General features: G+C 65.0%; 14 protein-coding genes. 5 read left to right on the top strand and 9 right to left on the bottom strand.

The window, feature by feature from the left end:
- The coding region (locus tag ACYVG8_RS13920; protein WP_460746100.1) for a PDC sensor domain-containing protein at positions 1-443 on the bottom strand (443 nt) is incomplete at its 3' end.
- A 440-nt stretch (positions 444-883) separates the two neighbouring features.
- Between ACYVG8_RS13920 and ACYVG8_RS13915 the strand changes: the two genes are divergently transcribed.
- Positions 884-2,518: a methyl-accepting chemotaxis protein gene (locus ACYVG8_RS13915; RefSeq protein ID WP_028499854.1), complete on the top strand. Its 1,635-nt coding sequence runs from the start codon at positions 884-886 to the stop codon at positions 2,516-2,518.
- A gap of 74 nt (positions 2,519-2,592) precedes the next feature.
- On the opposite strand, the gene ACYVG8_RS13910 is transcribed toward ACYVG8_RS13915, so the two are convergent.
- The 8 genes from ACYVG8_RS13910 to ACYVG8_RS13875 all read right to left on the bottom strand — a co-directional run bounded on the left by ACYVG8_RS13910 (position 2,593) and on the right by ACYVG8_RS13875 (position 11,774).
- Complete coding sequence (locus ACYVG8_RS13910) at positions 2,593-3,735, bottom strand: ABC transporter permease (protein ID WP_028499853.1); 1,143 nt, start codon at positions 3,733-3,735, stop codon at positions 2,593-2,595.
- Positions 3,732-4,886 carry an ABC transporter permease gene (locus tag ACYVG8_RS13905; RefSeq protein WP_028499852.1) on the bottom strand — a complete coding sequence of 385 codons (1,155 nt, stop codon included), beginning with the start codon at positions 4,884-4,886 and terminating at the stop codon, positions 3,732-3,734. Before ACYVG8_RS13905 ends, ACYVG8_RS13910 begins: the two co-directional genes overlap by 4 nt.
- Entirely contained in the window at positions 4,883-6,829 is a 1,947-nt protein-coding gene (locus ACYVG8_RS13900) for an ATP-binding cassette domain-containing protein (RefSeq protein WP_028499851.1), read from the bottom strand. The genes ACYVG8_RS13905 and ACYVG8_RS13900 overlap by 4 nt, the downstream gene beginning before the upstream one ends.
- Positions 6,808-7,872 (bottom strand): HlyD family secretion protein, encoded by a 1,065-nt coding sequence (locus ACYVG8_RS13895; RefSeq protein ID WP_028499850.1) that lies wholly within the window; start codon positions 7,870-7,872, stop codon positions 6,808-6,810. The genes ACYVG8_RS13900 and ACYVG8_RS13895 overlap by 22 nt, the downstream gene beginning before the upstream one ends.
- A 49-nt stretch (positions 7,873-7,921) precedes the next feature.
- Positions 7,922-9,226: a TolC family protein gene (locus ACYVG8_RS13890; RefSeq protein ID WP_460746098.1), complete on the bottom strand. Its 1,305-nt coding sequence runs from the start codon at positions 9,224-9,226 to the stop codon at positions 7,922-7,924.
- A gap of 129 nt (positions 9,227-9,355) precedes the next feature.
- Positions 9,356-9,565: a hypothetical protein gene (locus ACYVG8_RS13885; RefSeq protein WP_036386396.1), complete on the bottom strand. Its 210-nt coding sequence runs from the start codon at positions 9,563-9,565 to the stop codon at positions 9,356-9,358.
- Positions 9,566-9,776: 211 nt separating this feature from the next.
- Positions 9,777-11,084 carry an ATP-binding protein gene (locus ACYVG8_RS13880; protein WP_460746096.1) on the bottom strand — a complete coding sequence of 436 codons (1,308 nt, stop codon included), beginning with the start codon at positions 11,082-11,084 and terminating at the stop codon, positions 9,777-9,779.
- Positions 11,085-11,087: 3 nt separating this feature from the next.
- Entirely contained in the window at positions 11,088-11,774 is a 687-nt protein-coding gene (locus ACYVG8_RS13875) for a response regulator (RefSeq protein WP_028499846.1), read from the bottom strand.
- A 189-nt stretch (positions 11,775-11,963) separates the two neighbouring features.
- Between ACYVG8_RS13875 and ACYVG8_RS13870 the strand changes: the two genes are divergently transcribed.
- The 4 genes from ACYVG8_RS13870 to ACYVG8_RS13855 all read left to right on the top strand — a co-directional run bounded on the left by ACYVG8_RS13870 (position 11,964) and on the right by ACYVG8_RS13855 (position 14,593).
- Entirely contained in the window at positions 11,964-12,791 is an 828-nt protein-coding gene (locus ACYVG8_RS13870) for an alpha/beta hydrolase (RefSeq protein ID WP_460746095.1), read from the top strand.
- Positions 12,792-13,081: 290 nt separating this feature from the next.
- Positions 13,082-13,291 (top strand): YegP family protein, encoded by a 210-nt coding sequence (locus tag ACYVG8_RS13865; protein WP_233495277.1) that lies wholly within the window; start codon positions 13,082-13,084, stop codon positions 13,289-13,291.
- A 61-nt stretch (positions 13,292-13,352) separates the two neighbouring features.
- On the top strand, positions 13,353-13,958 hold the full coding sequence (locus tag ACYVG8_RS13860; RefSeq protein WP_051528971.1) for a methyltransferase family protein: 606 nt from the start codon (positions 13,353-13,355) through the stop codon (positions 13,956-13,958).
- A gap of 278 nt (positions 13,959-14,236) precedes the next feature.
- Positions 14,237-14,593 (top strand): phasin family protein, encoded by a 357-nt coding sequence (locus tag ACYVG8_RS13855; RefSeq protein ID WP_028499843.1) that lies wholly within the window; start codon positions 14,237-14,239, stop codon positions 14,591-14,593.
- The last annotated feature ends 41 nt before the right edge of the window (positions 14,594-14,634 follow it).

The following is a 14,634-nucleotide window of genomic DNA, read 5'->3' as shown; positions in this document are numbered from 1 at the left end:
ATGATCGGGCGCTTGGTCGCGGCGTCAATATAAGGTGCGGTCGCGATGGGTCCCTGCGCGGCAATCGCCGCTACATACCACGGTCGCCCGGTCGGATCGTAGCCGGGGGGAACGGGCGGCGTCTTGCTGGACTGGGTCATGGTCTTGTCGGGCTGGCCGACGTAGGCATCGTCGAAATGGCCGGCTTCCAGCGTCTGGTCGAGCACCGGATGCAGGTCGCCCTGGCCGAAGCGCGCCAGCGTCGCCGCCATCACCTGCTGGCGGGAATTGACCCACTCGGTGACAAAACTGACCTTGTTGCTGGCTGCCTGGTCGATCTCGCCATGCACGCTGGACAGCAGCGCGCTGCTCATCTTGCTGTAGACGACCACGCAAAAGAGGATGGACAGCAGCGTTATGATCAGAATGACAAACGCAACCATTCTGCTGCGCAGAGACTTCATCGGAGTTTCCTCGTTCGTGATGCGGAGCGCCGGACCCGGCCTCCATCAACTTGTCAAACCAGTGCGTTGTCTCCCTCCCGGCCGGGACGCGGGTTCCTGCCGGAAACACGGGTCCGCGGTTGCGACGTGAGGAAGGCGCTCACTGTGCCGCTATATCGGCACAGACAACTCATTTATGAATAAAAATGAATTTTGAATATGATCTCATTGTTATGACCGGATTGCCACGCCGGAGGACGACGGCGGGCCCGGATGCCCCGCGTCTGCTGGGCAAACGCCTTGCCGGGGCAACGCCCCATCTGCGCCAGACTCTCCCCCCGGCACAGGAAAATGACACATTTATTTATCCATTCGTTTAGAATGGTCATTCAAATAACATAAAAATATATAACAACAAACCACATAGAAATATTTAAGTGGCATTTACCGGAGAACCCTCAATGCAAGCACTGCGCATCGGCCATCGGCTGTTCGTCGCCTTTTCATGTCTGGGCGGGATGGTCATCCTGCTGTCCATCCTGTTGTTCGGCGAATTGAACGCGCTGCGATCGAGCATTTCGACCATCGCGGACGACCATGTGGAGGCCGGTCGCCTGCTGACCGACCTCAATACCCGCTTGCAGATGCAGCGCACGCTGTACCGTGACGTGATGCTCGGTCGCACGCCGGAAGAAAAGAAGAACGCCGCCGACCAGTTGCAGGCGCAGCTGGCCAGCTACCGCGAACAACAGGCCAGCCTGGTCACCCGCATCGGTCAGCGCGCCGGCAGCAGCGACAAGCAGCGCGAACTGGTGGACCTGGTGGTCGCACAGGAAAAGCGCGCCGCGCCCCTGATCGACAAGCTGGTCGCCGCCGGGCTGGCCAACGACATCGATCAGTGGAAAGCCATCATGAAAGACGATGTCGTGCCGGCAGTCAGACCGTGGCGCGAGGCGCTGGAGCAGCTCGCGGTGCTGGAAAACCAGCAATTGGAAGAAGCCAGCGCGCGCGGCCTGAAAGCCTATAACGAGGCGGTCATCCTGTGTGCCGTGGCCACGTCGGCCGTGGTGCTGATCGGCGCCTTCCTCGCCTGGGCCATCACCCGCAGCATTACCGTGCCGCTGCAGCAGGCGATGCGGGTGGCCGATGCGGTCGCGGCCGGCAATCTGAGCGTGGCGGTGCCAAAGGGAGGACGCGATGAAACCGGCCGCCTGCTGGCCGCACTGGACAGCATGACCCGGCAACTGACGCGCTCGGTCACCACCGTGCATGACAGTGCCGGCGAGGTGAAGGCAGTGGCCAGGGAACTGGCAAGCACGGCCAGCCAGGTGCTGGATGCCTCGGCGGCGCAGACCAGTGCGGCAGTGACTTCGGCCAGTTCGGTCGAGGAGCTGACCGGCAGCATCGGCGCCGTCGCCACCGCCGCCACCAGCCTGCATGCGTCGGCCACGGAAACACTCAGCTCGGCACGAATCGGCAGCGAACGGCTGGCCTCGCTGGTCGAGCAGGTCTACGAGGCGGAACGCACGGTGGAGGCGATTGCCGAAACCGCCCAGCACTTCCTGTCCAACAGCCGCAAGATCTCGTCGATGACCGGCGATGTCCGCGATATCGCCGACCAGACCAATCTGCTGGCGCTGAACGCCGCGATCGAGGCGGCGCGGGCCGGTGAGCAGGGCCGCGGCTTTGCCGTGGTGGCCGATGAAGTGCGCAAGCTGGCGGAAAAGTCGGCCAGTTCGGCGGACGAGATCAACCGCATCACCACCGCCATCCATACCCAGACCGAAGAGCTGGAAAAGACCATTGCCCATGGTCTGGAGTCGCTGGCCAACAGCCGCGGTTTCGTCGAGTCGGTAGCGGAAGTGCTGCGCGACGGCGAGCAGGTCGCCAGCCGCAACGAGGGCGACTGTCACCATATCGCCGTGTCGGTCGACCAGCAGAAGGTCGCCAGCCAGGAAGTGGCGCAGCATCTGGAATCGGTCGCCCAGATCGCCGAGCGCAACATGCTCGACGTGCACCGGGTTGCCGAGCACTCGCAGCGCATGGCCGAACTGGCCAACCAGCTGGATGCCAGCGTGGCGGCGTTCAGGATCTAGCAGACGGGCGCAAGGACAATGGCGGTGGGCCGGACCGGTCCACCGCCATTTTCATGTCGACGCAGCGCCTGCCGCTACCCGAACTGGCGGCGGAAGCGGTACAGCCCGAAGCCGAACACCACCACGCCGATGCCGAGCATGCCGGCGATCGAGCGCCACAGTTCCTGCGCGCCCTGCCCTTTCAGCAAGACGCCGAACGAGGCGTCGAGGAAGTAGTGCAGCGGCGACACCTTCATCAGCTCGGCCAGCCAGTACGGCAGCGCTTCCGGCGGCGTCCAGGTACCGGACAGGAACAGCACCGGAGCGAGGATCAGGATCGACAGCATCGCCGCCTGGGCCAGATTGCGCGCCACCGTGGCCACGAACAGGCCGAGGCCGGCAGTGGTGAAGGTGTACAGCGCGGTCAGCGCAAAGAACAGGGCCGCGCTGCCATGGATCGGCACGTCGAACAGCGGCACCAGCACCCCGTACAGCGCCAGTACCGCGCCGGCGACGATGACTGTGGTCATCGCCAGCACCTTGGGCAGCAGGATCTGCACCGACGACAGCGGACTGACCAGCAACTGCTCGATGGTGCCGCGCTCCTTTTCGCGCACCATCGCCGCCGCCGGCAGCAGGATGGCGAACACGGTGACGATATTCAGCAGTTCGGCAATGCCCATGAACCAGCTGTCGTTCTGGTCCTGGTTGAACCAGACCCGGAATTCGTTGCTGACGGTCGGCAGCTCGCCGCCACCGCCCAGTCCGAGCCGCGCCATCGCCTGCTCCAGACCGAAGGCACCGACGATGCGCGCGCCATAACTGGCGGCCATGAAACCGAGCACCGAGTTGGTGGTATCCACCTGCATCTGCACCGAGGTCTGGCGACCATTGGCCAGATCGGCCTCGAAGTTCGGCGGAATGTCGAGCGCAATCATTGCCTTGCCATTGTCCAGCTCGCGCTGGGCGTCGTCCGAGCGGCGCGGCACGCCGTCCTGGCGGAAGTATGGCGGCTGGAAACGCGACGCCAGCTCGCGCGAGGTCGCGCTGCGGTCGCTGTCGACCAGCACCGTCGCCGCATTGCTCAACTGCATGGTGACGCCGGACGCGGCAAGGAAAATGTCGACGGTAAAGGCGTAGACGATAAAGGCGAGCAGAATGCGGTCGCGCCCAAGCTGGCGCATTTCCTTTTCCGCCATCACCACCAGCCGCCAGATCCAGATACGCAGCGCTCTCATGTCGATGGCCTCTTGCTGAACAGGGCGTAGCCGGCGCCGAACAGCAGCAGCGCGTACACGGTCAGGATCAGCAGATCCGGCCACAGCGCCGCGAAGCCGACCCCCTTGAGGAAGCAGCCGACCACGATATTGGTGTAGTACTGCGCCGGCAGCAGATCGGCCGCCACCCGCGCGGCACTGCCCAGCGAGGCGACCGGAATGATCAGGCCGGAGTACAGCACCGCCGGAATCATGGTCACGATCATGGTCACGATCATCGCCGCCATCTGCGTGCGCACCAGTACCGATACCACCAGACCGATGCCGGTGGTGCAGATCACGTAGATCAGTGTCGAGAACAGGAAGAACGCAAACGAGCCCTTGAATGGCACCTGGTACAGCAGGACCGCCATCAGCCACAGGATGACGATATTCAGCGACGAGATGCCGACATACGGCGCCAGCTTGCCGATCAGGAACTCGCCGCGGCTGACATTGGACGCATAGATATTGAAGATCGACCCGTTCTCCTTTTCGCGCACCACACCGAGCGCGGTCAGGAACGGTGGCGACAGCATCAGGATCAGCATGATCAGTTTCGGCCCCAGCGACCAGATGCTGACCACCCGCTCGTTGTACAGATAGCGCGTTTCCAGCCGTATCGGCTGCAGCAGCGCACGGGCGTCGGCCTCGCCGATGCCGCGCGAGGCACCGAGCAGCTCGACCAGCCGGTCACTGGTCGCATTGGCGTTGATGGCGGTCAGATAGCCCTTGATGGTCAGTGCGCGGCTCGGGAACGTGCCGTCGACCCAGGTCTGCACCGACACGGCGCGGCCGGCGGCCATGTCCTGACCGAAGCCGGGCGGAATCACCAGCGCCGCACGGACCTCGCCGCGGGCGATCTGCTCGCCGACCGCACGTTCGTCCAGCGTGCCGCCGATCAGGTCGAAATACGGCGTTGCGGTATAGCGCGCAATGTAGTCGCGACTGGCAGCACTGCGGTCATAGTCGATGACCTTCATCGGCACGTGCTCGACGTCGAACGACAGCCCGTAGCCGAACAGCACCATCAGCAGCGCCGGCACGACAAAGGCCAGCGCGAAGAACAGCCGGTCGCGAACGATCTCGCGCCATTCCTTGTAGGCGACGGCGACAATGCGCTGGCGGTTCATGTCCTCGCTCCTTCAAGCCGGGTGACCAGATGGACGAACACATCCTCCATCGACACCGGCCGCACCCGCACCGAGGCCTGCGGCAGGCGCTCGCGCAGCCGGCGGCCGTCGGTAGTGGCATCGCGGCTGAAAGCGTGAATTTTCGGGCCATACAGCGCCGCGTCGGCGAAGCCGAGTTCGCGTACCACTGCCAGTGCATCGGCCGGTGCCGGGTCGGTGATTTCCAGCAATTCACCGGCCTCGCGGGTCAGGTCGGCCTTGAGCCCGGCCGGGCTGTCGTCGGCAACGACCCGGCCGGCGAACATCAGCGAAATATGGTCGCAGTGCTCGGCCTCGCTCATGTAGTGGGTAGTGACCAGGATGGCCACGCCGTCGACGCGCGACAGCCGGAACAGGATGTCCCAGAACTGGCGCCGCCCGACCGGGTCGACCCCCGAGGTCGGCTCGTCGAGAAACAGTACCTGCGGCTTGTGCACCAGCGCGCAGCCAAGCGCCAGCCGCTGGCGCAGGCCCATCGGCAGGTCGGCGGCCAGCATGGTCTGGTAGCCGTGCAGGCCGGCCATATTGATGATCCAGTCCAGCCGCTCGGCGGTCTGCACCCGGTCCAGCCCGTAGATGCCGGCGTACAGCCGGATGTTCTCGGCCACGGTCAGGTCCAGGTACAGCGAAAACGCCTGCGACATGTAGCCGATGCGTTCCTTGATCTGCCGCCCGGCGCTGCGCATGTCGGCGCCGGCGACCGCGCCGGAGCCGGCCGATGGCGGCATGATGCCGCACAGCATCTTGATGACCGTGGTCTTGCCGGCGCCATTGGCCCCCAGCAGTCCGAAGATTTCGCCCTGCGGCACGCTGAAACTGACCGCATCGACGGCACGGAATTCACCGAAATCACGCGTCAGCGCATCGGCAGCAATGGCGATGCCTTCCGGCCGCGCCCCCCGCGTACCGGCCGGTGCGGCCTCGCCGTCGCCCAGATCGGCCAGCCCGCGCCGGCGCAGCAGCGCCACGAAGATGTCCTCCAGCTCCGGATCGCTGCAGTCGAGCAGTTGTGCCGGCAGGCCGTCCAGTGCGGCCAGCACCTGCTCGCCGGCCGGTCCGGGCCCGGCATCATCGACAAACACCCGCAGCTGCGGTCCGAGTGCCTCGGACTGCGGAAACTGCGGCTTGAGTCGCGCCAGTGCCCCGACCTGATCGTCGCTGGCCAGCGTCACCACCGCGCCGGGGGACAGCGCGTGAATATCGGCCGGCGTGCCCGATGCCAGCACCCGCCCGCCATGCAGCATGGCCATGCGCTGGAAACGGCTGGCCTCGTCGAGATAGGCGGTCGACACCAGTGCGGTAATGCCCTGCTCGTGCAGCAGTTCGGCGAGGATGGTCCAGAAATCGCGCCGCGACACCGGGTCGACCCCGGTGGTCGGTTCGTCGAGAATCACCAGGTCCGGCGCATGGATCAGCGTGCACACCAGACCGAGTTTCTGCTTCATGCCGCCGGACAGCTGCTTCATTGGCCGGTTGCGGAAGCGGTCCAGCCGGGTCATGCCGAGCAGGGTCTTCTTGCGCTCGGCCAGCACGTCGGCCGGCACCAGCCGCAGCCGGGCGAAGAAGTCGATGTTCTCCTCGATCGACAGGTCGCCGTACAGGTTCTGCCCCAGCCCCTGCGGCATCAGCCCGAGCCGGGCCTTGATGGTCTCCGCCGCCCGCTCCGAGTCGATGCGGGTGCCGAACACGTCGATACTGCCGCTGTCGAAGGTCAGCACGCCGGCCACCGCCTTCATCAGGCTGGATTTGCCGGCGCCGTCCGGGCCGATCAGGCCGAAAATCTCGCCACGGGCGATATCGAGGTCGACGCCATCGACCGCCACGGTCTTGCCATAGCGCTTGCCGAAGCCGCGCAGGGTCACGGCGTTGTCGTTCATGGCGGTCACCAGCGCGGTGCCTGCCATTCGACCTTGTCGTCCCAGCGGATCACGGCATCGGCCGGCAGCCCCGGCGTCAGCCGGTGGGTCGGGTTCGCATCCAGCGCCAGTTTGACGGCGTAGACCAGTTTGACCCGCTCGTCCGGCGTCTGCACTTCCTTCGGCGTGAATTCGGCGCGGCTGGCGATAAAGCTGACCCGGGCGCTGAACGGTTCACGCGGGAAGGCATCGGTGTAGATGCGCGCCGGCAGCCCGAGTCTGACCTTGCCGATCTGCTGCTCGGCCACATACACCTTCAGGTACAGCCGGTCGAGGTCGACCAGTTCCAGTACCGGCGAGCCGGCTGCCAGCGTCTCACCCGGCTCGCGCAGCTTGCGGGTAATGGTGCCGCTGCCCGGTGCCTTCAGCGTCAGGTCGTCCAGCACCGACTGCGCTTCGGTCTGTGCGGCCACTGCCTGCGCCTTCTGTGCAGCCAGCGCCGCGACCTCGGCACGTCGTGCCGCTACCTTGTCGCCACCGAGCCTGGCCTGCGCCAGTTGCTGCTCGGCTTCGATCTGCGTGGTGCGCGCCGCCGTGGCGCCCAGCGCCATCTGCTCGGCGCGATGGCGGTCGACCGAGCCCCGCTCCAGCAACTCGGCATAGCGCTGCGCGTCACGGGCCGCCTGCGCCGACGAGGCCGCCGCGCGGTCGCGGGCCGCCGCCGCGGCACTGATGCCGAGCGGCACTTCCTTTTCCAGCACCGCCAGCCCCTGGCGGGCCGCATCCAGTTGCGCGCTGAGCGCGGCCACCGCCGCATCGGCCTGGGCCTTCTTCGCCGCGATCTGGCTGTCGTCAAGCACGGCCAGCACCTGACCGGCCTTGACCGTATCGCCCTCGCCGACCCGCAGCGCCAGCAGCTTGCCGGCGAATTTGCTGGAGATGGCAACCCGGTCACCCTCCAGCCGGCCATTGGCCTGGATCAGCCCGTCGGGCAGACCCGAGTCGCGTTGCGCATACCACAGCGCACCGGCGACCACGAGGATCAGCACGATCAGCGAGGCAGTCAGGATTTTGCGTTTGTCGACGGTCATTCCGTTTCCTTGTCGTCGCGCCCGCGCAGCCATCGCGGGCGGAAGTCGATCAGAGTTGCCCTGCCGCGCGGTTCAGGCGCAGTACGGCGAGGGTATGGTCGTAGCGGGCATTCAGCAGATTGCGGCGCGCATCGGCACGGCGCGCCTGCGCGTCCAGCACGTCGCTCTGGGTGGCCAGGCCGTTGGCGTAGCGGTCACGCTGGATCGCCAGGCTCTCGTCAGCCAGTGCCACGCCGCTCTGCGCCACGCCGCGCCGCGCATCGGCCTCGATCTCCAGCGACCAGGCCTGCTGGACCTGCAGCGCGATCGCACTCTCGGCATCGGCCTTCAGGTCGGCGGCGCGTGCGGCCTGACGCTCGCTGGCGGCAGCGCGGTTGCGCACCAGCCCGCCGTCGAACAGCGTCCAGCTCACTGCCACGCCGACAGCGTTGATGTGCTCATTGACCAGGTAGGGGTTCTGAACATACAGGTGTTTGGCGAACAGGCCGACTTGCGGCCCGGCATCGCCGCGCTGGCTTTTCGCCTGCGCGGTCAGCGCGCGGCGGGTGGCGTCGAGCTGTTGCAGCTCGTCGCGTTTCAGCGCCGCATCGCGCTGCCATTCAAGCAGCGAGCGCTGCGGTCGCGGCAGATCCATGTTCTGCAGCGACACCGGCTGCTGCAGCGGCCGGTCCAGCAGCCGGTTGTAGGCCGCGCGGGACAGCGACACGCGGTTGTCGGCCTGGATGCGCCGCTGGCGGGCATCGGCCAGCGCGACATCGACCTGCAGCAGGTCGGCGCGGGCGACCAGGCCCTTGTCGAGCAGGGCCTGCACGTCGCGACGATGGTGTTCCAGGCTGTCGACATACTGCCGCGCCACCTCTTGCGCCGCATCGGCGCGCAGCACGTCGAGATAGGCTTCCGCCACCGACAGCTTGACGTCGAGCCGCTCACGACCTTCGTCGGCGCGCGCCGCATCGAGGCCGGCCTCGGCGGCACGAATGCCATTGCTGATCTTGCCACTGGTATACAGCGGCTGGGTAATGCCGGCCTGGCCGACCCAGCCATGGTCGTCGGCAATCGGCAGGGTCACGCTGCCCGGCAGCGGCAGGCCGACCGACGACATGCTGTTGCGCACGGAAGGGGCATTGTCGAGTGCGTAGTAGGACGCATCGATCGACAGGGTCGGCAGACGCGTCGCCCTGGCGCTGTCGAGCTGGCGCTCGGCGGCGGCAGTCGACTCGGACTGGGCCGCCAGCCGGTGATTGGCGGACAGCGCGGCCCGCCAGGCGTCATCAAGGTTTTCAGCGGACACCGCGGGCGGCAAACCGGCCAGAAACAGGGCGGAAGAGAGTAAAACGAATTTCGGGCTCAACACGGACCTTCCGGGCAGTCAGGAACGCAGAACCTTCATCTTAGGTCATTAGCATGACCTTGGGTTGATTTTGGTCAATAGCACATACCTATTACCCGGTTTACCCTCCCGGTCCGGCGGACCGGCGGCGGCCTATTCAGCCGGTGCCGCACCGGGCTGGATCGGCGGATTGGTAATCGGTCCGATGTCGACGGCCCGGGCGCAGGACGCCACGACTTCGCTGTCGTGCCGGACCACGGCACAGCCATTTCCGAATGATGACACACTGACCTGCCCGTTCTGGTAACTCGCGAACGCGCAGCCGGTCAGCGACAGCGCCAGCAGCACTATCGACGGTTTCATTGTCGTTTTCCCCCGAGACAGGAGCCGGGCGAACGCCGGTCCCTTTTCCTCTCTAGCAGTCGTCCTCCGGCAAGCCAAGCGCACGCAGCGGGCGGTGCGGCGGCATGCGACGAATGGCAGGGGCGGTCCGGTTCCCCGCCCGTTTTCTTGCTTCTGCGGATTTTCGCGGCAAATCATGCCATGGTCATTGCCTGCACGGCCGGGCGCCGGATCAGTCGTGCAGCGCACCGGGGCACGCCGGCCACGACAGCGCGAACGACGCACCACCGAGTGCCGACGCGGTCACTACCACCTGACCGCCATGCCATTGCGCGGCACGCTGGACAATGGCCAGACCAAGGCCGAAGCCACCGGTGGTCCGGTCACGGCTCTCGTCCAGCCGGGTGAACGGCTCGAAGACGCGGTCGCGCGCCTCGGCCGGAATGCCAGGGCCGTCATCATCGACATGCAGCACATAACCGTCGGCACAGGCGGCAATGCGCAACTCGACCCGCCGTCCCGCATAGCGGATCGCATTGCGCAGCAGATTGATGGTCGCCCGGCTCATGACTCTGGCATCAAATTCAGCCTGGCCGTCCGGGCAGGACACCACCACGCATTCGACGCCACGGGCGGACGCTTCCAGCGCGACCTGCTCGACCAGCGATTCCAGCCAGGCCCGCAGTTCGACCGGCGCCACCGTCAGCGCCGTGCCGCGATGTTCCAGCCGCGCATAGGCCAGCAGCTCCGTGGCCATGTCGTCGAGCTCGCGCACATCACCGACCATCTCCTCGATCAGGGCCAGCCGGGCGACCGGGTCTTCCTCGCGGCGCAGGATGTCGAGTTCGAACGACAGCCGGGCCAGCGGGGTACGGATCTCGTGCGACAGCGCATTGGTCAGGTCGCGCTGGCTGCTGATCAGCCGGCCGATGCGCTCGCTCATCTGGTTGAAATGCCGCGCCAGATCACGAATGCTCGAGCGCTTCGACACCCGGGCGCGGGCGCCGAGCCGGCCTTCCCCCACCTGCTGGGCGGCCAGTTTCAGCGCCTGCAGGTCGTGCCACATCGGCTTGACCCAGATAAACAGCACCATGCCGACCATGACCGCCAGCGCCAGATAGACGCCGAACAGCAGCACATCACTCAGCGCCGGCTCCTGCGGCAGGACCACACGCAGCCATTGCGGCTTGCCCTCGCCGGCCAGCGGCACCAGGTATTCCGCAAATTCGTCGCGCGGGACGAAACGGCCGGCACGCAGTTCAGCCCGCTCGTCGGCACTGGCCGGGAAGGTGTTGGCATCGACCAGCGACAGCGACAGACCGTAATGCGGCTGCAGTTCGCGCCGGAAAGCCTCGCGCTGCGACGGGGGGCGCTGCTCGAATTCCTGCTGCAGCGAATACAGCTGGCCGCGCACCGCCTCGCGGTTGAACTGCTCGACATACGGCGCAAAGTAGGCGTTGGCCGCCTTGTCGATCAGCAGCAAGGACGCGGCGAAACCGAGCGTCAGCAACAGGTACAGCCGCAGGAAAAACTTCAGCATGCGTCAGACACCCCAGTCCGGGGTGCTGAACAGATAGCCCCGTCCCCAGACGGTCTTGATCCGGCGCGGATCGCGCGGATCGTCATTCAGTTTGCGTCGCAGCTTGCTGACGCAAACGTCCACGCTGCGGTCCAGACCGTTGAAATCGATGCCCCGCACCAGGTTCATGATGTCGTCACGCGACAGCACCTGGCCGGCATGGCTGGCCAGCGCCCACAGGGTCTCGAATTCGACCGTGCTCAGCTCCACCTCGCCGCCGTCCAGCACGACCACGCGCTTGCCGCGGTCGATGGTCAGCGGCCCGAAGCGCAGGCAATCGGCCACGGCCATCGACGGCCGGCGCAGCAGCGCACGGATGCGCGCCAGCAATACCGGCGGTTCCACCGGCTTGATCACATAGTCGTCGGCACCGGACTCCAGACCCAGAATCTGGTCGACATCTTCTTCGCGCGCGGTCTGCATCAGGATCGGCGTCATCGAAAAGCTGCGCACGTCGCGGCAGACCTGCAGTCCGTCCCGTCCCGGCAGCATCAGGTCGAGCACGATCAGGTCAGGCGCAAAACGCCGGCAGGCTTCGGTCGCCTCATCACCGCGGTGGCATTCCGCCACCTCGAAGCCGTGTTGTTCAAGAAACCGGCCCATCAGCCGGGCCAGTTTGAGATCGTCCTCGACGATCAGGATTTTGCCCATATCCACTATCTGCCGCGACGGCATTCATAAAGCTGCAATTGGAAATCACGTTACTGGCAGGCCTGCATCAGCGTCAACGCCACAATTGTCATTTTCATAGTTTTTAACAATTCACATACAGGTTCGTCACAAGCCTGACCCCGGCGACTTTTATCATGGCTCATTCATCACTCCGGCAAGGATTCTTCCATGCTGCCGATCACGGCTCCCGCCTGCGCTCCCGTTGGCGTACTGCTCGTCCATGGACTGGGCGGGACGGAGTTCGATCTTGGCGCGGTCTACAAGGCACTGCGCCAGACCGGCGTCGACACCCAGACCCTGACCCTGCCCGGCCACGGCCTGCAGCCGGAAGACCTGCTCGGCATCACCGCCGAGGACTGGGTCGAGGCCGTGAGTGCGACCTATCGCGAGCTGCTGCCGCGCTACCGGACTTTGCATCTGGTCGGCATGTGTCTGGGCGCCCTGCTGGTGATCGAAGTCGCCAAACGCGAACACCATCACAACGGCAATCTGGTCGCCCTGGCGCCGCCGGTGTTCATCGATGGCTGGTCGATGCCGTGGTATCGCGCGTTGCGCCATCTGGTCTATCGTCTGCCGGGCGGACTCGCCAACCGGATGCGGGTGGTCGAGGCAGAGCCGTTCGGCGTCAAGAATGCCCGCATCCGCCGCATGGTCTGCCAGCAGTTCGCACAGAATCATCCGTTCCATTACGGCTGGATTCCGCTGTCGTGCATCCGCCAGGTCGACCGGCTGCGCGGCTGGGTCAAGCGTTCGCTGGCCGATATCCGCAGCCCGACCCTGATCATCCACTCGCGCGAGGATGAACTGACCAGCCTGCGCTCGGCCGAGCTGCTGGTCCGTCGCATCGGCGCGCAGACGGCGCGGATGGATGTGCTTGAAAACAGCTATCACATGATCTGTGTCGACAATGACCGCCATCTGGTCGCCAGAAAAGTTCTCACCCATCTCGGTCTCGGCCTGGCCGCGCAGCCGGTCGCCGAACAAGCCTGCGCCTGAACGCTGCCCGGCCGGCAAGGCCGCTGCGGAGCGGGCCAGCCATGCCACTACGGCATGCGAACGCCATCAAAAAATGACAAAAGAAAACCTGATACCGTAAAATCGTGCCCTGGGAATGCCGGATGCATCATTTCCGGGCTGCCGACGCTCAGATTTGCTCAGTTCCAGCCCTGACATTTTTATTACAGTCACGGCCGCTCACCGAGTCTGGCCCCTCGGCCCGCCGCACCATCGACCCGCCGGCACAGTCCCGGCCGCCATCTGGCGGACCTGTCCTGAAACCCGAAATCATGGGAGCTGCTATGTACTTCGTGATGTACAAGGATCAGATGGGCGACTGGCGCTGGCGCCTGCTGGCAGAGGATCACCAGATCGTCGCCGACTCCGGCGAAGGCTACCGGAACAAGGGGGATTGCCAGCATGGCATCAGACTGGTCAAGAGCACACTGTCTGCCACGCCGGTAATCGAGCGCGAAGACGCGCTCTGCCTGGACGCCTGAGTCACAGTCGGCAACGGCGGGACGCGGATCGATCCCTCACTCCATCGAACACGGACTGTACATGCACTATTGGCTCCCGCCGAGCGCCCTGCTCATCTACTCTCTGGTTTTCTTCCTGCTGTCGGTGGTCTGGCGCGCACTGGTTGCCTACCGGCGCACCGGCATCAACCCGGTCGTCCTGACCGCCGGCGCCGACGCCTACGGCTACGTGGCGCGCGCCTCGAAAATGCTGCTGCTCGCCAGTGGCCTGACCGTATCCGTGATCGCCCTGCTGCCGACCGCTCCGTACTGGCTCGGCGCCTACGTCCCGCTGCAGTCGCCATGGGTCAGCGCAGCCGGCTGGCTGCTGTTGCTGGTCGCCCTGGGCTGGCTGCTGCTCGCACAGCTGCAGATGGGGGCGTCATGGCGCATCGGCATCGACCACGCGCGCAGGACGGCACTGGTCACCCACGGCCTGTTCCGTCTGTCGCGCAACCCGATCTATCTGGCCATGCGCGTCAACCAGATCGGCCTGCTGCTGGTCTTTCCGTCTGCGGCAACGCTGGCATTGCTGGTTGCCGGGGAAATCCTGATGCAGGTCCAGGTGCGGCTCGAAGAGCGACATTTACTGGCACAGCATGGTGCCCACTACGTCAAATATTGCCAGCATGTACGCCGCTGGCTGTAATACGCACGGCCATTATTCCGGCCGGAGCGGTTGCCCGCATTGATTATTCGTGGCGAAAACCGGGTTTTCGCCACGCTCACGCCGCCATTGCCTGCATGCATGACCGTTCTGCCGCATATAGCCAAATACTGGGGCAGGGCCGGAAAAACTTTCTATACTTTTTGTACGCGAGATCATGGTGGCCCCGCCCGCCATGGGGGAGTTGGTTTATTTCGCGCCTATTACATGTGATCAGGGAAAATATTCATCACATGATTACATCATGACCAGGAGGCATTATGGAAAATCAACTGCACAGTTTTGAGCAATGGGCCGGCATTTATCAAACGCAATTCGAGAAAATGTTGAAAGCATCGAACATCGGCATTGAATGTGCAGAGAAAATCACCCAGCTCCAGCTCAATCTGATGAGAGAGATTTGCAATCACTCGGCGGAAAGTCTCCGCCAAAGTGGCAATGGTGAAGCCGCGCGAGGCTTCGCCGGCCTGCAGTCGGTCCCGGTCTTCGAGAAAACGATGGAAACGACCAACGCCATCTACGAAACCTTCAACGACATGAACAAGAAAATCTTCGATGTCACCGCAACGTCGCCAATCCCCCGGACAGACGGCGCCGCGAGCTCGAACAAGAAGTAAGCTTCCCCTGCGCGGCAAAGCCCGTTGCTCCCCTGCGCGGC

The organism is Microvirgula curvata (genome assembly GCF_054781615.1).
This window is presented reverse-complemented; position numbering and strand designations above follow the sequence as displayed.